The sequence below is a fragment of the Segatella buccae ATCC 33574 genome (genome assembly GCF_000184945.1).
GTDB classification, from domain to species: Bacteria; Bacteroidota; Bacteroidia; order Bacteroidales; family Bacteroidaceae; genus Prevotella; species Prevotella buccae.
Genome location: NZ_GL586311.1, coordinates 899,414 through 920,086 on the forward strand (window position 1 = coordinate 899,414; position 20,673 = coordinate 920,086).

The window sequence follows — 20,673 nt, forward strand, 5'->3', positions numbered from 1 at the left end:
CTAATTGGTTATTAATGGATAGCCCCGATCAGAAATGTTATCTGGGTTCTGCTTTAATAAAGGATTAGAATCAAGATCTCCTTGAGGAATTTTCCACAGAAACTCTTTCTTGGGAACGAAATTCGCATGACGGAAATAGTACATATTTTCTTTTACACCTTTTTCAAGGAACTCATAAATGTTTTTCCCAAGACGATTGGTGCGTAACTCATCGAAATATAGTTTTGCTTCACCGATAAATTCCCATCCGCGCTCTTGAAATATGGCATTATCCACATTTTGTTTTCCAGAAATCGTAAGAGCGGAAAGTCCGGCGCGCGAATGCACTATATTCAGATATTTAAGTGCTTCTGAAGTTTGCCCCATCTCATTGAGAGCTTCTGCATAGTTCAGCAAGACTTCCGAATAACGTAATAACATCCAATTATTGGCTGATTTCAAGGCAATGGCACTTTCTGCCGAGAAATCATAATATTTTCCATTACCTGGTGTACAACATTGCCAGCCTTTACTTCCGGGATAATGCCCTTTGTCAGTTGGAACGAATTCCATATTGTAGAGCGTGCTACTTTTCTTTGCCGTACCTTTCACAACAAAAACCTGTTTCCGAATATCATTATCGGCATAGCTCTCATAAGCATAAATGGAAGGGCCGATGCGAAGATAGAAATAACTCCCCCCTACTGAATTGTAATAAGAATCGCCAAATGTGCCGAACATTTGGTGTAATTGATTATGTTGTCCCGAGAGACGAGTATATGCCAATTCAAAGATAGACTCATCATTATATTTAGATTTTTCTCCCGCAAACATATACCAAAGACTCTTATAGTCGGACAGTAGATGGAACTTGCCAGACCCTATTACTTTTTTATTGTATTCCGCACTCTTGGTATAGAATTCCACATTGTTTTCCATTGAGGCACGCCAAAGATAGAGAGAGCCCAATAGGGTTTGTGCAGCTTCTTTGGTTGGACGAAAAGCATCGTAGGCTGTCATGCCTTTTGCCGGTAGATTGATTTCACAATATTCTAGATCTGCAATAATATAATCCCACGTTTCAGAAACGGAACTACGGCCTAATCCTAAGTCTTTCATAGAATTGGTCATGTGTCGAGGTATTGGAACTCCTCCAAAAAGCCTTACCAAATAATAGTAGCAATAGGCGCGCATGAAGCGAGCTTGGGCAAATACCTGTTTCTTTTTACTTTCATCAATGGTAATCCTGGCTCCACGCTCCAATATAGTGTTGGCCCTATTTATTGTAATGTAACAACGATTCCACATATTGCTGAAAGTTCCAGTGCTATTGGCACTATTCACATTATACCAATCATTAATGTTCTGGTTGTTATCTTTAGGGCCACGCGATGGTTGTGCAAATTCTGTGCAACCTTCCAAACGCATGATATTTTGCCAATTTCCGGCAACATTGCGGAATGCGCTATATTCGGTCATTAACGCCTCGTCAAGTTGTTTTTCATTCTGGTAGAATGTGTCAGGTGAGACAAATGTGTATGGAGTTTCTGCAAGATCGGTACAACTATTTAGCATAGCCAATCCTAAGACACTCACAATAAAATATGAATGGATTTTCATAATTGTCCTTTATTTAAAACATTAGAATTTGATATTAATTCCCAAAGTGACAGATTTCGCCCACGGATTAGAAATATCACCATTGACAGGATTGTAGCCTCGATGATTGGCAATAGTCACGAAGTTCTGAAAATTAAGACTGACAGATAGGCTGCGAATTGTCTTCACATGGATCAATGATGTCAAATTATAAGCTAATTGGATATTCTTTAGTATAAAATAGTTCCAATCACCGTTAGTTCGGTCGGAGAGAAATGTGTTATGTGCTCCGGCAGTAGGGAAATTTCCGTTAGGATTAGTCTCAGACCACATACGATCGTATGCATACTGGGTAGGGATATAAGTCAGATTAGAAACTTGATTCTCTCCATAAAGCAAGTAACTGCTTAAGTTGCTGTATCCTATGGCCCACGCACTGCCCTTTGTCGAACTGTTTTCCGAACCAGCTATGGAGGCATATTTCAAGCCACCTTGGGCGTATACAGCCAACGAAAATTGCTTATAGGAAATATTTAAGTTTAATCCATAGAAATATTTAGGCTGAATAGAGCCGATACAAATATAATCATCGGCAGACAGGGTGCCGTCCTCATTTGTATCTTGATACATTTCGTCACCTAATTTTGCAGTGGAAGCTACTGAAGGAACAGATTTCTTATAGGCCTCAAGTTGCTCTTGTGTGCGAATAATCCCTAAAGAATGGTAAGCATAAATAGCATCTACTGCCTGACCAACAATGAGTCGACGACTTAATCCCATAGATTGGTCTTGGATTACTACTTTGTTTACACCTCCATAAAGTTCTTTGATTCTGTTTTTATTATATGTGGCATTGATGGAGGCATCGATACTCCATTCCTTGTCTTTATAAATGTTCGCGCCGATTGTTAGTTCCCATCCATTATTCTGCACTTGGCCTATGTTACTTAATATTGTTGAATAACCAGAAGTGGAAGGAATAGGGACATTGTAAAGTAAGTCTCGTGTGTTGCGAGTATAATAATCGAAATTGATGTTTATTCGGTTATATAAGCCTATGTCTGCCCCAAAATTCCACTGGCTTGTACGCTCCCATTTTAAGTCGTTGTTACCAATACTTTCATAGAAGCCAATCAAATAGTCGGTTCCGTCTGTGTAACCGTTGCTTGTGTCAGAAGTCAAGCGTGGCAACGACCTGTAGTTTCCAATCTCTTGATTTCCGGTTACACCAAAACTGGTACGTACTTTCAAGTCGCTGATAATGGAATTACCGGTGAGAAATTTCTCTTGTGAAATGCGCCAACCTAATCCTAATGACGGGAAATACCCCCACTTGTTGTTCATCCCGAAACGTGAACTGCCATCTAAACGGCTTGTCGCGGTAAGCAGATACTTATCATTATAAGCATAGGTGACGCGTCCTGTAAATGAGATTAATTTGTTTGCATATTTATTAGAATTATAGGCGACAGTTGACCGGTCTGCCAAATTCATATCCCATGCTCCGGTCTGATCCATTTCAAATCCACTACCATTAATGCCAAGATTCTCATAAAGGAAATCTTGCCATGAATAGACACCTGTCACGGTAAAGCGGTGAACATCCCATTGGTTGGCATAGGTAAGGACGTTCTCCATTACCTTGCTTCGATTGCGGAACCAATTATGTCCTCCACTTCCCTTGCCGGTTCTGGAATTAGAAACTGTTTGCGAAGTGTAAAAGTCATATCCTTTGTGGTTTCGGATGTCTTGCCCTATGCTCAAGCGATAAGTAAGATGCTTTAGTAGTTTCATTTCTGTGAAACAATTCAAGATAATACGATTTGTCTTGATGCGGTGAGTTTCATTATGAAAATCTTTCAAAGGATTCCAAGCATCGGTGACATAAGGATTGTCTGGCACGACATAGTTTCCGTTTTCATCTGTAGGAGAATCCGTGGCCCATCCATAGCGTGGCACATTGCCTAAAGCGTTATCTTGATTGTTGCGGGTGGCATACGTGTATTGTACATTTGCTCCTAAAATTAACCAGCTGTTAAACTTATGACTCACGTTTGTGTGAAAAGAGAATTTCTCATAATTTTGAGTAGGTATCAGTCCGTCTTGCTTATAATATCCACCACTCGTCATATATTGTGTGCTGCCAGATTGACCATTGAAATTTAGATTATAGTCTTGCACTATGGCAGAACTTTTTAAAATCTCGTCTTCCCAATTAGTGGCAGCTTTCTCATTACCTTTGAAGATAGGTTCTCCTCCTTGATTTATATAAGCGGCATTTTCAAAATTAATAAAGTCTTTCCCGGTTATCAAATTCATCTTACGCCCGGGGAATTGTACACCAAAAGAAGAACTGATATTTAGGTTTTTCATTCCTTCATGTCCTTTTTTAGTTGTAATCATCACAACCCCATTTGCCCCACGACTTCCATAAATGGCTGTAGCAGAAGCATCTTTTAGAATTTCCATTGATTCGATATCGGAAGGATTGAGATCACTGATATCAGCATCCATCAAAGGAAAGCCGTCGACTACATATAACGGCTCATTACTTGCACTGATAGAACCGGAACCACGCACACGAATAGAGGGTGAAGCCCCAGGTTGGTTGTTGTTGAAAACAGCTACACCAGCAGCTTTCCCTTGCAAGGTCTCCAATGCGTTGCCCGTAATACTGGAAGTAATAGCAGAAGGTTTAATTTGGACAGTTGTTCCTGTCAAATCAGATTTTTTCATAGTTCCATACCCCACTACGACAACCTCATCGAGTGCTTTATCGTCTTCTTTCAGGATGATGCTCAACGATGAGGAGTTGCCTACTTTCACGGTGCGTGTGCCGAACCCCACGTATGTGATTTCGAGTTGGTCTCCGGGTGATACGTTGAGTTCGAAACTACCGTCAAGATCGGATATGGTGCCACTGCCCTCACGGTCTTTCACTCGGATGGATGCACCGATAATCGGCTCTCCTTCCATGTCTTTCACAATGCCTTTCACGCTGCGCTTGTTGCCATCTTGCTGTGAGCGTGTGTGGTTGGAAGGGGAATTTTTCTTGGAGATAATCACTGTTTTGCCTTTCATGGTGTAACTCACGCCTTGTTCGCGGAGGAGTTGCGCAAGGGCCTCTTCGCAGTTGTCGGCCTTTACGCTGACTCGCTTGTTGGTGTTCAGGTCGTTGACCTCATAGACGAACGAATATCCGCAATTCTGTTGTAATTGCGCCAATGCCTGTTTCACGGTGACATTGGTCATGTTCACACTTTGTGCTGCCATTCCTATGCAGAAGCATAGAAGTATGATTGACAGTAGTACTTGCTTCTTTTGTTTCATGATATTAAAGCAGTAAATGAATGGGATGGATGAAGTGATGGAAAAACTTTTCACGGAGTGTCTTGCCGGTCAAAGTGGTTCGGCAGACGAACCTCCCGAGATGCCGGCTATATGGCACCGGGAAGCTACTGTCTAACAGCTCTTATTTCTATCATACGTCTTAAAGGTTTGATGGTCAGGTAATAAATTATCTGCCTTTAAGACGATTCGCACGGTGGGGCAGGGTAGTGTGAAATCCATGTTTTTTCAATAGATGACGATTTCCCTACCTTTTATCTTATAGGATATCTTGCCCGTGGCCGACAAAGCATCCATCACTTCGCGCACAGACTGGCTGTCGCGGTAGAAGTCACCGTAGAAGTGGAGGTTGCGCTTGGTGTCGTCTGCAAATGTGATAGTCACATGATAGCTTCTCTCCAGCGTCAGGGCAATGACACCCAGCGACTGCCCTGTGAACGACAAAACGCCATCGGTCCATGTGTGCCGTATTGCCGGGTCGACATTGCTCACGGTGAGTTTGCCCAACCGCTTGTCGAGTGCAGCACGCTGGTGGGGGATAAGTGTCACGCCCTGCCTTTGTCCGGGGAAGTCGGTTATGTTCACCTTACCTTCATCAAGCACCACTTCGGCAAAACCATCCGTCGGATAATCCCGATAGTTGAATTTGGTGCCGAGCACTTTCACCCTCATGCTGCCCGAGGTCACCGTGAAAGGTTTGCGGGAATCTTTTGCCACAGTGAAATAGCCCTCTCCCGTGATGCTCACCGTTCGGTCCTTGATACCGAAGCCTTGTGAATAGGACAGCTTTGAGCCGGCATTCAGCACGACAGATGTGCCGTCGGGCAACGTCACGCTTGTGTTGGAGCCTTCGGGAGTGGTGATGAATATGTCGGAAAAGTCTGTGGCCAGGTCTTTTTGCCCCTTCTGATAGGAGACATAGGCGGCAGTAAACAGCACCAGCAGCGAGGCGGCTATGCCCGCCACCCATTTGTAGAGGTGTGGCCGACGGTTGCTGCTTGTGTCTTGATCGGCCACCCGTCCGGCAAACTTGTCGTATGCCTTGCGCCAATCATAGCCGTCCAGTTGTCCGCGTGTGACGGCCGAAGCCCACAGTTCTTCCCATTCGCGGAGTCTTTTCCGGTTTTCCTCCGATTCGTTGCACCAGTGCAGGAGTTGTTTTTTCCCCTCCTCGTCCAGTTCGCCGTCCAGATAGTCTACGATCAGTTCTTCTATATCTTTATGTTCCATTATTGTTGCTTGTTTATGGGTTAGACGATTTTACGCTCCTGCCGGGATAGTGACATGCAGGATGTTTTTAGTTAATTAACAGGCTCAGTAGCCCGATGACCACTGCCGGGAGATGGTCTTTCAGCCGCTCGCGTAAGGTTTTGATAGCATTCTTGAGGTGGTATTTCACGGTGTTGACCGAAATGCTGAGTTCCTCGGCAATCTCCCGGCTTTTCTTGTTTTCAAACCTGCTCAGCCGAAAAACCTCCCGGCACTCTTCCGGCAGGTTGTCTACAACCGTCATGATTTCATTTTCCAGTTCTCGGGAAAGCAAGTCGCCCAGTGGGTTGCCGTCGGTGACCCGCTGGTTGCCGTATGCCGCTTCGGCCTCGGGAGTGACCGATAGGGGCTGTTCGGTCTTGTTGTGTTTCGATTTGATATGGTCCAGACACTTGTTTCTTACGCTCCTCGCCAGATAGCTGCGCAGGGAACTCCTGATGATGAGATGTTCTCTCGCCTCCCAAAGATGGAAGATGACATCTCCCACGATGCCCTCTGCCGTAAACCTGTCATGCACATAGAGGTCGGCGATGTGACACAACACGGCATAGTGTTGCTTGAAAAGCAGTCGGTAAGCTTCCTCGTCGCCGCTTCTTAGTCGGCTCTCAATAGATTGCTGTTCCGGTTTTTCTTTCTCATCGTCGTCTCCGGTTGAGCGTGTAAACTTATCGGATGATTGCTTCTGTAGATTGATTTTTCGGATAACCATGATATCAGTTAAAATAGCGGTGGGACAAAGATAGCTCAAATTTCTCTAAATCGGACATGCTCATCCCATAAAACTTTCTGTAGATTTCTGTCCATTTAACGGCTGTCGCCGCTTTGTCTCGGTGCAGGAAGAGATTTCTTTCTTTTATGGAAGAGTAATACGGGAATTATTCGTACTTTTGCGTGTCAAGTAAAAATTAAACAAATGGAAATCAAATTCTTTCAAGGAAATGATGTGCAGTATCGGAATCCCGGGTTTCTTATGATGTGCAAGTTCCTGAAATTGTATGTTATCATCGGCTTCTTGCTCCGCATGGTTCTCATGCTGTCGACACCTTCCGACGGGGGACTCACCTTCCGGGAAGTGATTCGGTGTTTGGGCATCGGCGTTTTTTCCGATTTCGGCATGGGCGTTTTGCTCACCATTCCTATCGCCATCCTCTATCTCGGACTGAACGAATGGAAGTATGGCCGGAAAACGGGCCTTGCCATCGAGGCCCTGCTGATAGCGGCCTTTCTCTACTCACTTTGGCCGCAATCCCTGTTCCACCAGTATGGCGGTGGTGCACCGAAGATAGGACAGCTCTTTTTAGGATGGAAGCTGCTGAGTTTCTCCCTCCGTTATTTTCTCCCGCGAATACGCATGGCGTGGCGGCGTGCATCGCTTTACTTTGCGTGGGCTGTCTATGTGTTTTTGCTGTTGGTGGTCTCTGCCGGCGAGTATCTGTTCTGGCAGGAGTTCGGAGTCAGATTCAATTTCATCGCCGTGGATTATCTGGTCTACACTCATGAGGTCATCGGCAACATCATGGAGTCCTACGCCATTGTGCCACTGTGCCTTGTGCTCCTGCTCCTTTCGGTGGGCATCATTTGCCGGCAGTCAAGAAAGGAGCGGTTCAAGTTGGACAGGCTTTACGGCCCCGGACTGCTCGCCGTCCACTTGGGCATCTATCTGGTGGCCTGTGCCATCGGTTACGGGATGACGGTGTTCACCCACTCGCTGTCGAGCCGGAATCAGTATGTCACCCAACTGGAGCAAAACGGGGCCTGCGATTTCGTGATAGCGTTCCGAAGCAACCGTTTGGAGTATGACCGGTTCTACACGATGCTCCCTGCGCAAAAGTGCAAAGCCTTGTATCGCCGGTTGGCCGGACTGGATGGGAAAGGCGGAAAAGTCATCGGTGATTCGCTTCAGCCCCAACGCTGCAACATCGTGCTCATCACGGTGGAGAGCCTGAGTGCCGACTTCCTGTCGAGATATGGCAACACGGAACATCTCACGCCCCACCTCGACCGACTGATGGAGGAGAGCCTTGTCTTCGACCGGCTCTATGCCAACGGCAATCGCACAGTGCGTGGTCTTGAGGCCCTTTCGCTCTGTGTGCCGCCGAGTGCCGGGGAGAGCATCATCAAACAAAAGAACAATCGCATGGGCGACCTTTCTGTGGGGAGTGTGCTCAAGAAGCAGGGCTACCGGGTGCAATTCCTGTACGGAGGCGACAGCTATTTTGACAACATGGGCGATTTCTTCTCCCACAACGGCTATGAGGTCATCGACCGGTCATCGATTCGTCCGCAGGAAACCACCTTTGCCAACATCTGGGGCGTGTGCGATGAAGACATGTTCAACAAGAGTCTGAAGGTCTTTGATGCCGATGCCAAGGGTGGCAAACCTTTCTTTGCCCACATCATGACGACCAGCAACCACCGTCCCTACACCTATCCCGATGGCAGAATCAAGGTAAACGGTGACAAAAACACGCGTGAGTCAGCGGTGAAATACACCGACTATGCCATCGGTAAGTTCATCCGCGATGCCTCCCGCAAGCCTTGGTTCCACAACACGGTGTTTGTCGTCATTGCCGACCATTGTGCTTCCAGTGCCGGAAAGACATCATTGCCTTTGGACAGATACCACATACCTTGTCTTGTCTACAGTCCCGGGCGCATAGCTCCTGAGTCGGTCGGTAAGGTGTGTTCGCAGATCGACGTGATGCCCACACTGCTCTCCCTGCTCCATCTGCAGTGCCGGGTGCACTTTGCCGGGCAGGACATTCTCTCGTCTTCATTTCATCCACGGGCTTTTATGGCCACCTATCAGGATTTGGGATATTTGGAAAACGACTGTCTCACGGTGCTTTCGCCGGTGAGGAAGATTACCCAATATGACGTGGCTCCGGTTGCCGACGGCACCTTTGAGGAGACTTTGAGCCGCAAGCCACAGCAGGCTCTCGTCATGAAAGCCGAGGCCTATTACCAATACACCAACCTCTATTTGAGAGAGAAATGACGGGGCGGATGGGCGACGGTGGGGCAGACCGTCATCTTGAAAGCATCAGAATGCTGCCGGCGGCGATGAGGATAGCCCCGATAACGACTGGCAGGCCGACTCTCTCGTGGAGGAAGAGGAAGGCAAAGATGATGGTGAAGACAACGCTCAACTTGTCGATGGGGCCACTCTGGAGACATCTCCTATCTGAATGGCCTTGAAATAGAACAACCACGACAGCCCCGTAGCGACACCGGACAGAATCAGGAAAAGCCAAGTGTGATGGCTTATCTCCCTGACTTCTGTCTGGTGTTTTCCGAAAAACACGATTCCCCATGTCAGTATCAGGATGACGGAAGTCCGGATGGCCGTTGCCAAATCAGAATTGATGTTCTTCACACCCACCTTGGCGCAGATTGCAGTCAGTGCTGCAAACAGGGCCGACAATAACGCATAGACTTTCCACATGGCGCAAATGGTTTTTGACGGAAACAAAAGTAGCATTATTTTTGCGACCTTGTGCCTAAAGAAAGAATAATTCACAGAAACACCCCCGGCTTCCCCAAAAATTATACTCTGTTTACCAATGGTTTGCGGTGATGAGGCCTTGTCCAGATTCTTGTTGCCTGCCGATAGGGGAGGCAACCATTTTGAAAACGAAAAGTGCGCGGCCTTTCGGGCTGCGCACTTTCATCTGATTTCTCAAATTTCTCAAACCTATGAACTAACTACTACTCTTCCTAAACAATCTACTTGATCTTTATGCTCTCTAACAATCTCTAAATCTGTTGTCCGTCAAAACAATCTTTCTCTTACCTTAATCTAATACCGTTGTCCTTGTACAATCTTAATTACCTTAACTAATACCTTTACTAACAATCTTAAACCTAAATTCTAATAACCTTTTGACGATGCAAAGGTATGCTTATTTTCTCATTCGGCAAGCGACTTGATATGTTTTTTAGCACATTTCCACCTCTTTCTTGACTTAAATCAAGGTTTTGTGTGCGAACACAGCGACTTATAAGGGATATAAAACATATTTCCAGAAGAGTATACCCTACATGTAAGTGACAGGGAAAATGCCCAATAAAGTCTCGAACTTAGAGAGGATGCTGGAGGAAAATTACAGGGGAAAGTGTCAATCCACCGCATCAATATTTCCTATCCTTATTTTGGAAGATATTTTTTTTCTCTGATTTTTTGCCCTTGGTGAAGTTGAAGGTACACGTGAAAAGAATCTTCCGGCAATCAATCACATCCTTGCTCTTCACATGGCCATTCTCATAATAGCTCTGACTTTCGGTCTTCATGTTGCCAAATGGCTGAACATACAAAAGGCCTAATTTTATATTTTTGTTCATCTTATATGTCAATTGCAAAAGACTGATGTCAGATGGTTTTTGATAACCGTTATAGGCCAATTGCCTCCCGTTATACTTATATTGGAGGACGAACGACCACTTATGGGCAAAGGTCCATAAACTTACAATCTGCCCACTAATAGTATATAGATGCTTTCTATAATACTCGTTTTGGGAAATGTTTTGCCTTGCCCCGCTAAAATTCAGATTGACAAGCCACCATTTGAGAAGGTTGCCGGAAAAGGAGAAATCTACACCGTATTCATGATGGTTCTCCGCATTGATGTAGTCTATTAAAGTGCCGTTGTTATGCGAGGCAGCTCTATATTCAATGGAATTTTCTAATCGCTTGAAATAAGGCATTGCTGAAAAATAGCAATCCCCCTTGGAGTAGCTGTACTCTAAAGATAGCGTGCTTGTCTTTTCTGGTTTCAGTTCGGGAGTTCCTTTCTTATATACGTTAGGACTGGTGCTTCTTGTAAACGGCAGGAGAACCCAAAGATTTGGTTCATTTATTGTCGAAGAATAATCCAAAACGAGTGTATGTCGTTCACGCATCGTATATGATACGGAAAAAGCGGGATAAAAATTTAGCTTCTTGACTTCCGTACCATTTCTGAACGTTCTTTGATAATTGTGGATGTTGAGGCCTGCATCTAATATAAGGTTGTCGTTGACCGTATAATTTGCCTCCGCATAGGCCGACGTGGTATTGTTTTTATACGTGTCGGCCACATCAGTACCGGAATTGTTGAAATAGGCTTTGTCTTTTTCATGACAATATGTTGCCCCTGCATTTAAACTTAAATTATCGCCAAACCTTTTCTCGTATCCCAATTCTGCTGTGTAGGATTTGGAATTGTTTTTTTGTTCGACACTGTTTGCAGTTGTAAAATAGTTGTCTTTGTCTTTGACGTATTCCTTATCATAGCTGACATTCATTTGGAGCTTTGAGGTAGAGTCTTTATAGATGGCGAAAGCCTCGTAGTCTTGTGTGTTAAACCGCTCATGATAGTAATTGTAGCTATTGCGTGTCTCTTTAAACAGCCGGGTTATGTTTTCTCTATAAAGGTCGGCGTAGGCCTTTAGACCGAATGAGATTCTGCTTGTAGGGTGATACGTATAGCTGCCAAAGAACTCATTGTCAACACTTCTGTAAGGGTCAGCTTCAAGCTTTTCTGTCAAGTCCGACTTTGATTTCTTATTGCCGGTCACCGTTTCTTCATCTTGCTTGAGATGGCGGTACCTCAATTGATAATGAAGCTGAAAAGAGCTTTTCCCTTTCTCCAGATTCATGTTGAACTTATCGTCATACCACGAATTGTCGTATGAAAAATTAGGCTTGACCTCCAATGTTATGCCATCATTTCGTTTTGTGATGATGTTGATGACAGATGTGTAACCGTCTTTCATGTATTTGCTCGGGACATGATAGCTTATAATGACTTTCTGCACGGTCCCGGCGGGGATTAAATCCAAAAGGTTGCTATGCCGCATCTTCATGCCATCTTTCAAAAGCAAGACATTGCTGTTGCCCCTGACATAGATATTGTTGTTAAAATCCAAGAACACACTGGGTATTTTTTCAAGAATCTCTGAGGTAAGTTGATTGTTCCGTCTCATGTCGTCAGTCACGAGATATTCCAGATTAAGGCGTCTTTTGACCTTGGTTCTGACTGCGGTCACGTTAACGGTCGAGAGATTATAGCCGTTAGTTTTCATTTGTATTTTGAGATCAGTGGCAGACTTTGACATGATGCTTTGCTTTATGTAGCAGAGGTGCGTGACCTGAACGATAAATTCTTTCTCCGTGGCTGACGATTCAAAGGCGATCCGGAAATTGCCGAGTGAATCGGTGACATCTCCTGCGATAAACGTAGAGTCTGAAGTCAGTAAAGCGACATTGGCAAGCTCTATGGGGGCATGGCCATCGGCATCCACAACTCGTCCGGCAATCGTTGCAGTCTGGGCATGGCTGATATGTGAGATTAAAAACAAAATGACAAGGCAGTAGAACAATTTCTTGACAATCATCATAGTTATATCATTTATAAAGAAGGCAATGACAGAACTGTCATAAGACAATTTTATCATCGCCCTCAAAGGAATGTGGACAATGGAGAATCTTCCATGTTTTCTGTTTGTTAAGTTTATAAAATAAGTTCGTTGTCAATCTTATAAATCTCTGTGCAAAGATTAAAAATTATTTGAAAGACAAAGCAAAAGTATATTTTTTCTTTTTAATATCAAAATGAAGATGTGAAAAATAGTTTCTTTTTAACAGTTGTGTCCGATGAGAGAAGATAATCTAAAAGAGGGTATTATAATGGGGAAAATTACAGTTCTGCCCTACTCATGATAAGTTTTCTTCTTTTTCAATGATTAATTGCATCGCAATTATGAGAATAGAATGATTGTCAAACTATTTGTTCGTTTTCGGTCTCTCTGCTTGCGATATTTTCAACGGGCAACCCACTTGGGTGCAAATGAGCGAATTTGGCGATGTTTTTAAAGCACTGACAGTCAGTTACTTGAATTTTGTTGACACGGATTTGAGCCTGAAAATGCTCTTGAAACGGCCCAAATGGGCTTGCAAAAGGGCCACAGTTGCGCTGCAACTGTGGCCCTTTCAGCTTTCAAGTGTGGCTCTTTTGCAAGTTCGGAGAGCCCGAATGAGAAAATCGGCGGGCTTTTCCGGCATTTTAAAGCCTGTTTTCCGTTCTGGTTGGAGTTTTTTGGTGGAGGTGTTTTTGTTGATATTCTTCACCGTCATCCGACATCTTGTGAAGATGCCTTTCACTGATTTTTGTGTTTTGTCATCCTTGACATACTTCGATTTGGAGCTAAAAAAACGGCTGAGAATGTCATCCCCCTCCGTCATCAGGTTCGCGCCTCACGGCGTTCCCCTTTTACATCAATGTTACCTTACAATCTTTTCTAACCTTAACTAAAACCTATTTGTTATCGCTGATCAAATCTTTTACCTTACCTAATACCTGACAATCTTTACCTAAATAAACTAAAAACCTAAATCTATTATTATTAACTTAAACAATCTGTATTATGAGATGACGTTCGGCGGATATTTCTGATGAAGCGACCTTCAATCGTTCCGCTTACTTGTCGTTTACGTTTGCAAAGATAGAGCTAATTCCCGACCCGGCAAATTTTATTCACTTTTATTAGTGTAATAGTGCCACTTTCTTGATTTAAATCAACGTTTGTGCGCGAACACAAGGGCCTTTAAACATATTTTTGTAGTTGTTTTCATTGCTTAAGCCGTGCGGTTCGGAAAAAAAGAGTATCTTCGTGGCGGCGAAGGGCAACCCATTATATAAATTAAGGTGTATGCGTTTGAAGATACATTTCAACCATCGTGAAGAGCTTTGGAACTCGTGGTCACATGCCGGAGGCATAGCCTTGGGCGTGGTCTTCGGCACGCTTTTCCTCTACTGGTGCTTTACCCGCGGCAACGGTTGGGCCACGGCAGGTGTGATACTCTATCTTTTCGGTATGCTCATGTCCTATATCGCCTCCACGGCCTATCATGCCCTTTCGGCCTGGTCGCGGTGGAAAGAGCGGTTGCGCAAGTGGGATCATGCCGCCATCTATTGGCACATTGCCGGCTCCTATTCCCCCATCACGCTCATTGTTTTGCGCGACGAGGGCTATTGGGGGTGGAGTCTTTTCTGCTTCATTTGGGCTTGTGCCATCGCCGGCACGGTGATGAGTTTTGCCCGTCTCAAGGATCACAGCAACCTTGAGACGCTGGCTTTCGTGGGCATGGGCCTGAGTGTGCTCGTGGCTTTCAAACCGCTGATAGACGCTCTCTCCACGGCCGCTTTTGTGTGGATAGTGGCCGAGGGCGTGTGTTATATCACCGGTGCGGTGTTTTACAGCATCAACAAGCGGCGGTTCATGCACACCGTGTTCCACTTCTTTGTGCTAGGCGGCAGTATCTGCCACATCATCGCCGTGTGGGACATCCTTATGGAATACATTTAGGGAGTAAGAAGTTAGGAGTGAGAAGTTGGGAATGAGGAGTTAAGAAATCGTGTAAATCAAAGTAAAAAGCCCATAGACCTTTCAAGGATAAGAAAGTTCTATGGGCTTTTCACTCCCCCTCTCCCCTCGGAGAGGGGCCGGGGGTGAGGCTTTTCTTTTCTTCACCTATTCAGTCTCCACGTCACTCCGTCTTTTGTGTCTTTCACCTCGAATCCGGCATCTGCCAACGCGTCGCGAATCTTGTCGCTCGTCGTCCAGTCCTTGTCGGCCTTGGCTTTGGCCCGCAACGAGAGCACCATGTCCACTACCTTGCCGTAGGCCTCTTCCCGCGCCTCGTTGTTATCGCCATTCTCGGGCTTCAGTCCGAGCAGATCGAAGGCGAAGAGACGCATCGTCTCGGCAAGTTCCTTCAGGCAGTCGGCGCAGATATGTGCTTTGTGGTCGAGCAGCGTGTTCACCACGTGGCAGGCCTCGAAGAGGTAGCTGATGACCAGTTGGGTTTGGAAGTCATCGTTCATGGCATCGTAGCAGCGTTGGCGCAGCTGTTTCACAAACCGGTCTGTGACTTCGTCGCAGGTGTCGGAAACGGGCACGCGGTCGAGGTCGCTGAGACCGTTCATCAGTCTTTCCAGTCCCTTTTCGCTCGCCTTGAGGGCATCGTTGGAGAAATCCACCGTGCTGCGATAGTGGGCCGAGAGGATGAAGAAGCGGATGGTCATGGGCGAATAGGCCTGCTCCAGACTGTCGTGAGAACCGGTGAAGAACTGCTCCAGCGTGATGAAGTTGCCCAGGCTCTTGCCCATCTTTTGCCCGTTGATGGTGATCATGTTGTTGTGCATCCAGTAGCGCACCATCTGGTCGCCCTGCGAAGCCACGGCCTGTGCTATCTCACACTCGTGGTGCGGGAACACCAAGTCCATGCCGCCGCCGTGGATGTCGAAGTGGTTGCCGAGATATTTGCGTCCCATTGCCGTACATTCGCAGTGCCAACCGGGAAATCCTTCAATAGTTATTTGCCTGTATTTTGCTTTTTTATTTTCGTAGTAGCTCCCCGTCTTGTATTTAAAAACGGAGTGCCATCGCATGATGTGTTCGGGCATGGCGCGCTTCCACAGGGCGAAGTCGGCCTGATGGCGCTTCTCGCCTACGCCTGCCAGCGAACGGCTCTCGTTGACGATATTCTCCAACGAGCGTCCCGAGAGGATGCCGTATTTATGGTCTTTGTTGTACTTCTCGATGTCGAAATAGATGGAACCGTTGCTCTCGTAGGCGTAGCCGTTGTCCAAAATCTGCTTTACCAGCTCCTCCTGCTCGATGATGTGGCCCGTGGCCTGCGGCTCGATGCTCGGCGGCAGCACGTTGAGTGCGTTCATGGCCGTGTGATAACGGTTGGTGTAGTATTGCGCCACCTCCATCGGTTCGAGTTGCTCCAGCCGTGCCTTCTTCTCTATCTTGTCGTCGCCGTCGTCGGCATCGTGCTCCATGTGTCCCACATCGGTGATGTTGCGCACGTAGCGCACCTTGTAGCCCAAGTGTTTCAGATAGCGGAAAAGGATGTCAAACGTGATGGCCGGGCGGGCATGTCCCAAGTGCGGGTCGCCATACACGGTGGGTCCGCACACATACATGCCCACATTGGGGGCATGCAACGGCTCAAATCTTTCCTTGCTCCGACTGAGCGTATTGTAAATCAGAAGGGTCTGTTCCATGTATCTTGCTTGTTTTCTTTTACTTCTTTCTTATCTCATGCAAAAGTAAGCAATTCTGCCATAATGGCAAAATAAAACGTGGCGAAAATGGCCGGGGCCGCACGATTGTGGGATTGTGCCAACCGGGTGCAGGCGGGGCCCGATGTAAAAATATAGCCCCGACAGCATTCCCGCACCGGTATTTTTCGTATATTTGCACTCGATAGGCTTCCCGGTCTGCCATCTCCCATGCCGACTGCGGCATTCCGGACGGAAGCGTTGTCCCTTTACGGGCAAGAACAGACAGCCGGAAACCGGCCAAACCATAAACTAACAGTCATGCAACAGATCATCTATCATCTCACCGACAACGACGCCTACACGTTCAGTTGCCAGTATTACGTGCTACAAAAGTATCCACGAGCCGAAGTGGAATACACGTTTTTCGACCGCAACAACACCGTCTATCCCAAGGGGTTTGGCGAACTCGTCAAGGAGCAGTTGGGCATGATGCCCCGCGTGATGATCACTGACGAGGAGGTGCAGTTCATGAAACGGCGGATGTACTACCTGCCCGAGTGGTATTTCACTTTCCTGCGCGGCTACCGATTCAATCCCCACGAAGTGTCGGTGGAGCAGGACGAGGAGGGCCATCTGCACATTTCCGTACGCGGCAAGTGGTATTCCACCATCATGTGGGAGATGCCGATACTCTCCATCGTGTCCGAACTGATGCACGGATTGCAGGGCGACCTCGACCGCTACGACCCTGACCGCGAGCGCGAGCGTTGTGTGGAGAAGACGCGCAGGATACTCTCTAACGAGCTGTTCTTGGCCGACATGGGCACGCGCCGCCGCCTTTCGTTCGACCACCACGATATGGTGATGGCCACGATGAAGGCCATTGACGAGCAGGGAGGATATGAAGACGATGGGGGGATGTTCCATCCTTGGACGGGAAAGTTCATCGGTACGAGCAATGTCTACTTCGCGATGAAGTACGATCTTGTGCCCATCGGTACGATGAGCCACCAGCTCATAGAGTTCGAAGAGAACGTGAGCGGCATTTTCGAGTGCAATTTCAATGTGATGCGCAAGTTCAGCGATGTCTATGATGGCGACAACGGCATCTATCTCTACGACTGCTTCGGCGACCGTGTGTTCTTCAGCAATCTGTCCAAGCGCATGGCCATGATGTTCAACGGACTGCGTGTGGACAGTGGCATAGAGGAGGAACAGACAGAGAAAATCATTGAAAAATACGAGTCATTGGGCATCGATCCGAAGGCCAAGCAGGTGGTGTTTTCCAACGGACTCAACATCGAGCGGGCCATCGAGATACACCGATACGTGGGCGGGCGCATGAAAGATTCCTACGGTATGGGCACGTTTCTCACTTGCGATGTGGAGAATGCCAAGCCCATGAATATCGTCGTGAAACTCACCCGCTGCCGGATCACCGAGAAAAGAGAATGGCACGACTGCGTGAAACTCTCTTGCGACAAGGGCAAAACACTCGGCAACCCTGAAAAATGCGCCTATCTGCTGAAGCTGATAGGGTGAGGGAGTGAGGAATGGGAAGTGAGGAGTTAAGAGTGAAAAAAGAGGAATTAAGAGTTATTCCCCCACAACCCTTAACTCCTCACTTCTCATTTTTCATTTTCTTTAGGAACTCCCAGATCACGATGCCGGCCGTGACGCTCACGTTGAGCGAGTGTTTGGTGCCAAATTGAGGTATCTCCAGACATCCGTCGCACAAGTCTACCACGCTTTGGCTCACGCCCTTCACCTCGTTGCCGAAGACCACGGCGTAGCGTTGTCCCTGCCCGGTTTCGAGCCTTTGCAGTTTGGTCGAGCCCTCCACTTGTTCGATACTGTATACGAAGTAGCCGTCGGCCTTGAGTTGGTTGACGGCTTCTTCGGTTGTGGCAAAATATTTCCAGTCTACGGAGTCTTCCCCTCCGAGTGCCGTCTTGTGTATCTCGGCGTTGGGCGGAGTGGCGGTGATGCCGCACAGATAGATGGATTCCACACGGAAAGCGTCGCCCGAACGGAACACCGAACCGACATTGTAGAGCGACCTTACGTTGTCAAGCACGACGACAAGCGGCAGCTTCGGGGCTTCCTTAAACTCCTCCACCGACAGGCGGGACATTTCTATGGTGCGTAGTTTGCGCATTTGGGCAGGTGATAAGTGGTAGGTGACAGGTGGTGGGTGTTAAATGAACTCCTTGTCCTGCTGTCCCCCTTATTTCATGGAATAGGCCAGTGCGTAGGCCTTGATTTGCTTCACCATGGCCAGCAGGCCGTTGGAGCGCGTGGGCGAAAGATGCTCTTTCAGTCCTATGCGGTCGATGAAATAGAGGTCGGCATCGAGTATTTCCTGCGGTGTGTGCCCGCTGATGACGCGGATGAGCAGGGCGATGATGCCTTTCACGATGAGCGCGTCGCTCTCGGCGGTGAATACGAGCTTGCCGTCTACGAGGTCGCATTGCAGCCACACGCGGCTCTGGCAGCCGTCGATGAGGTTCTGCTCCGTCTTGTATTTCTCGTCGAGCGCACCCAGTTCGTTGCCCAAGTCGATGAGCATCTGGTAGCGGTCCATCCAGTCGGTGAAGTCTTCGAACTCTTCGATGACCTCATCTTGTATTTCGTTGATTGTCATATTTTCTCTTGTTGTTCTACTTTTTCCAGTTTGAAGAGCTTGTCGTTGGGTCGCACTTTCTCCGGTACGGGGATCGACACACGTTGCTTTTGCAACGCCCGCTCCACGGGTTTGAGGTCAAACCTTATTTCATCGGCATTGAGCCAGAGGGCTCCGGTCGTAGGCCCCGTGATGAGCAGTTTGTCGCCCACGGCGAAGTCGGTAGCCTCCACGGCCACCTCGGCCACCCCGAGCTTGGAGAAATATTTCATGACCTTGCCCACGAGCACTTTCCTTTCGGTGGCGCTGGAACCGTAGTGCTTGTTCCATTCGCCCATCTTCTGCCCCTGATAGTAGCCGTCCCAGAAGCCGCGGTTGAAGACTGTGGCCAAGCGTTCGTCCCACCGGTCTTTTTTCTCTTCGGTGTAAGTGCCGTCGAGCACGCTCGCTATGGCTTCCTTGTAGCACGACACCACCGTGTGTACATATTCCGGACCGCGGGCGCGCCCCTCTATCTTGAACACCCTCACGCCGGCCTCCATCATACGGTCGATGAAGCGCACGGTCTTCAGGTCTTTCGGACTCATGATATATTTGTTGTCTATCTCGAGCTGGTTGCCCGTCTCGTTGTCAGTCACGGTGTAGGAGCGGCGGCATATCTGCACGCACTCCCCGCGGTTGGCTGAGCGGTTGGCATCGTGCAAGCTCATGTAGCACTTGCCGCTCACGGCCATGCAGAAAGCCCCGTGGCAGAACATCTCGATGCGGATGAGTTCGCCCCGTGGGCCGCAGATGTGCTGTTCCACGATTTGCCGGTGTATCTCGGCCACCTGTTCCATGTTGAGTTCGCGTGCCAGCACCACCACATCGGCGAATCGGGCATAGAATTTCAGCGACTCGATGTTGGTGATGTTGAGTTGTGTGGAGAGATGCACCTCCACGCCTTTCTCCGCACAATAGGCCATCACGGCCACATCGCTGGCTATCACGGCCGTGATCCGGGCCTCCTTGGCCGCGTCCACAATCTCGCGCATGGCGTTGAGGTCTTCACCATATATAATGGTATTGACCGTGAGGTAGGTCTTGATGCCATGCTTGTCGCACGTGGCAGCTATCTCCCGCAAGTCGTCGATGGTGAAGTGGTTGGCCGAGTGGGAGCGCATGTTCAGCTGTCCGATGCCGAAATACACGGAGCCTGCGCCCGCCTTGATGGCGGCGGCCAATGATTCTCGCGAACCCACGGGCGCCATGATTTCAAATTCTTCGATTCTTCCGTTCATGCGTGCAAAGTTACTGCAACTATGGCGAACTACCAAAATTTATCCTCTTTTTCCTCTTTCTGTCGGCTCGGGGCATTGGCTTCCTGAGGCGTGTGCTCTGTCAAGAGTTTTCGTCTGCCATTTGTTTTTGGCCTTTTTTATGATTATCTTTGCATTGGCAAGAGGAGTACGCAAGTGCTCCTCTTTTTTGATTCCTAAGCCGCCAACGGCTCCTCAACTCCCAAAATGGCCTGTCATCCGGCCCGAACGACCTTGTAAAAGGGCCTCTTTGAGCTTCTGACTGTGGCCGTTTTGCAAGGTTGTTTGGGCCGAGTGGGAAAATTGATGGGGCGGAAAGGGCAGACCGGACGAATGTTTTTGGAAATCCAAAAGACAGGAGTGCTTTTGGCTGTAAGGCTTTTTCGAAAGATTTAATAGTTTGTGCTATATGTGGTCTTAGCATACAAGAGACCCCCGAGACCCCTCTAAGAGACCCCCAACCCCCTAAAGGGGGCTTTGCCATCCACCTGTTCGCAGGAAG

General features: G+C 47.6%; 12 protein-coding genes and 1 pseudogene. 3 read left to right on the forward strand and 10 right to left on the reverse strand.

All coding sequences use genetic code 11. The features are described from left to right. The 4 genes from HMPREF6485_RS03345 to HMPREF6485_RS03360 all read right to left on the reverse strand — a co-directional run bounded on the left by HMPREF6485_RS03345 (nt 1) and on the right by HMPREF6485_RS03360 (nt 6,904). On the reverse strand, nt 1–1,599 hold the full coding sequence (locus HMPREF6485_RS03345; protein ID WP_004344680.1) for a RagB/SusD family nutrient uptake outer membrane protein: 1,599 nt from the start codon (nt 1,597–1,599) through the stop codon (nt 1–3). Between the two features lie 21 nt (nt 1,600–1,620). Next, nucleotides 1,621–4,908 (reverse strand): TonB-dependent receptor, encoded by a 3,288-nt coding sequence (locus HMPREF6485_RS03350; protein ID WP_004344682.1) that lies wholly within the window; start codon nt 4,906–4,908, stop codon nt 1,621–1,623. A gap of 246 nt (nt 4,909–5,154) precedes the next feature. Further along, entirely contained in the window at nt 5,155–6,156 is a 1,002-nt protein-coding gene (locus HMPREF6485_RS03355) for a FecR domain-containing protein (RefSeq protein WP_004344684.1), read from the reverse strand. A 67-nt stretch (nt 6,157–6,223) separates the two neighbouring features. Continuing rightward, nucleotides 6,224–6,904 (reverse strand): RNA polymerase sigma-70 factor, encoded by a 681-nt coding sequence (locus tag HMPREF6485_RS03360; protein ID WP_004344685.1) that lies wholly within the window; start codon nt 6,902–6,904, stop codon nt 6,224–6,226. Nucleotides 6,905–7,108: 204 nt separating this feature from the next. Here HMPREF6485_RS03360 and HMPREF6485_RS03365 point away from each other — a divergent pair, with 204 nt between their 5' ends. Further along, nucleotides 7,109–9,193, forward strand: coding sequence for an LTA synthase family protein (locus HMPREF6485_RS03365; RefSeq protein WP_004344686.1), 2,085 nt, complete (start codon nt 7,109–7,111; stop codon nt 9,191–9,193). A 31-nt stretch (nt 9,194–9,224) separates the two neighbouring features. On the opposite strand, the pseudogene HMPREF6485_RS03370 reads toward HMPREF6485_RS03365, so the two are convergent. Beyond that, nucleotides 9,225–9,640, reverse strand: a pseudogene (locus HMPREF6485_RS03370) (EamA family transporter). A 686-nt stretch (nt 9,641–10,326) separates the two neighbouring features. Beyond that, nucleotides 10,327–12,573 carry a TonB-dependent receptor gene (locus HMPREF6485_RS03375; protein ID WP_169310380.1) on the reverse strand — a complete coding sequence of 749 codons (2,247 nt, stop codon included), beginning with the start codon at nt 12,571–12,573 and terminating at the stop codon, nt 10,327–10,329. 1,311 nt (nt 12,574–13,884) lie between these two features. Between HMPREF6485_RS03375 and trhA the strand changes: the two genes are divergently transcribed. Further along, the gene (trhA, locus tag HMPREF6485_RS03385; protein ID WP_004341971.1) at nt 13,885–14,541 is read left to right on the forward strand and encodes a PAQR family membrane homeostasis protein TrhA; all 657 of its coding nucleotides are present in this window, start codon (nt 13,885–13,887) and stop codon (nt 14,539–14,541) included. A gap of 161 nt (nt 14,542–14,702) precedes the next feature. Here trhA and cysS read toward each other — a convergent pair whose 3' ends face one another. Further along, nucleotides 14,703–16,250 carry a cysteine--tRNA ligase gene (gene cysS, locus HMPREF6485_RS03390; protein ID WP_004344691.1) on the reverse strand — a complete coding sequence of 516 codons (1,548 nt, stop codon included), beginning with the start codon at nt 16,248–16,250 and terminating at the stop codon, nt 14,703–14,705. A gap of 318 nt (nt 16,251–16,568) precedes the next feature. On the opposite strand from cysS, the gene pncB reads away from it, so the two are divergent. Beyond that, complete coding sequence (gene pncB / locus HMPREF6485_RS03395) at nt 16,569–17,792, forward strand: nicotinate phosphoribosyltransferase (RefSeq protein ID WP_044126230.1); 1,224 nt, start codon at nt 16,569–16,571, stop codon at nt 17,790–17,792. Nucleotides 17,793–17,871: 79 nt separating this feature from the next. Here the strand turns inward: pncB and HMPREF6485_RS03400 are convergent, their stop codons facing one another. From HMPREF6485_RS03400 to HMPREF6485_RS03410, 3 genes are all read right to left on the reverse strand, one after another. Next, nucleotides 17,872–18,408 carry an RNA methyltransferase gene (locus tag HMPREF6485_RS03400; RefSeq protein WP_004344695.1) on the reverse strand — a complete coding sequence of 179 codons (537 nt, stop codon included), beginning with the start codon at nt 18,406–18,408 and terminating at the stop codon, nt 17,872–17,874. A gap of 69 nt (nt 18,409–18,477) precedes the next feature. Next, complete coding sequence (locus HMPREF6485_RS03405; RefSeq protein WP_004341967.1) at nt 18,478–18,894, reverse strand: SufE family protein; 417 nt, start codon at nt 18,892–18,894, stop codon at nt 18,478–18,480. Continuing rightward, nucleotides 18,891–20,153: a peptidase U32 family protein gene (locus tag HMPREF6485_RS03410; RefSeq protein ID WP_004341966.1), complete on the reverse strand. Its 1,263-nt coding sequence runs from the start codon at nt 20,151–20,153 to the stop codon at nt 18,891–18,893. The genes HMPREF6485_RS03405 and HMPREF6485_RS03410 overlap by 4 nt, the downstream gene beginning before the upstream one ends. Nucleotides 20,154–20,673: the final 520 nt, after the last annotated feature.

What these genes read in the sequence shown, in the direction of transcription:
- HMPREF6485_RS03345 (WP_004344680.1), bottom strand. Translation starts at nt 1,599, where the DNA reads ATGAAAATCCATTCATATTTTATTGTGAGTGTCTTAGGATTGGCTATG.
- HMPREF6485_RS03375 (WP_169310380.1), bottom strand. Translation starts at nt 12,573, where the DNA reads ATGATGATTGTCAAGAAATTGTTCTACTGCCTTGTCATTTTGTTTTTA.
- HMPREF6485_RS03360 (WP_004344685.1), bottom strand. Translation starts at nt 6,904, where the DNA reads ATGGTTATCCGAAAAATCAATCTACAGAAGCAATCATCCGATAAGTTT.
- HMPREF6485_RS03355 (WP_004344684.1), bottom strand. Translation starts at nt 6,156, where the DNA reads ATGGAACATAAAGATATAGAAGAACTGATCGTAGACTATCTGGACGGC.
- trhA (WP_004341971.1), top strand. Translation starts at nt 13,885, where the DNA reads ATGCGTTTGAAGATACATTTCAACCATCGTGAAGAGCTTTGGAACTCG.
- HMPREF6485_RS03350 (WP_004344682.1), bottom strand. Translation starts at nt 4,908, where the DNA reads ATGAAACAAAAGAAGCAAGTACTACTGTCAATCATACTTCTATGCTTC.
- cysS (WP_004344691.1), bottom strand. Translation starts at nt 16,250, where the DNA reads ATGGAACAGACCCTTCTGATTTACAATACGCTCAGTCGGAGCAAGGAA.
- HMPREF6485_RS03365 (WP_004344686.1), top strand. Translation starts at nt 7,109, where the DNA reads ATGGAAATCAAATTCTTTCAAGGAAATGATGTGCAGTATCGGAATCCC.
- pncB (WP_044126230.1), top strand. Translation starts at nt 16,569, where the DNA reads ATGCAACAGATCATCTATCATCTCACCGACAACGACGCCTACACGTTC.
- HMPREF6485_RS03405 (WP_004341967.1), bottom strand. Translation starts at nt 18,894, where the DNA reads ATGACAATCAACGAAATACAAGATGAGGTCATCGAAGAGTTCGAAGAC.
- HMPREF6485_RS03410 (WP_004341966.1), bottom strand. Translation starts at nt 20,153, where the DNA reads ATGAACGGAAGAATCGAAGAATTTGAAATCATGGCGCCCGTGGGTTCG.
- HMPREF6485_RS03400 (WP_004344695.1), bottom strand. Translation starts at nt 18,408, where the DNA reads ATGCGCAAACTACGCACCATAGAAATGTCCCGCCTGTCGGTGGAGGAG.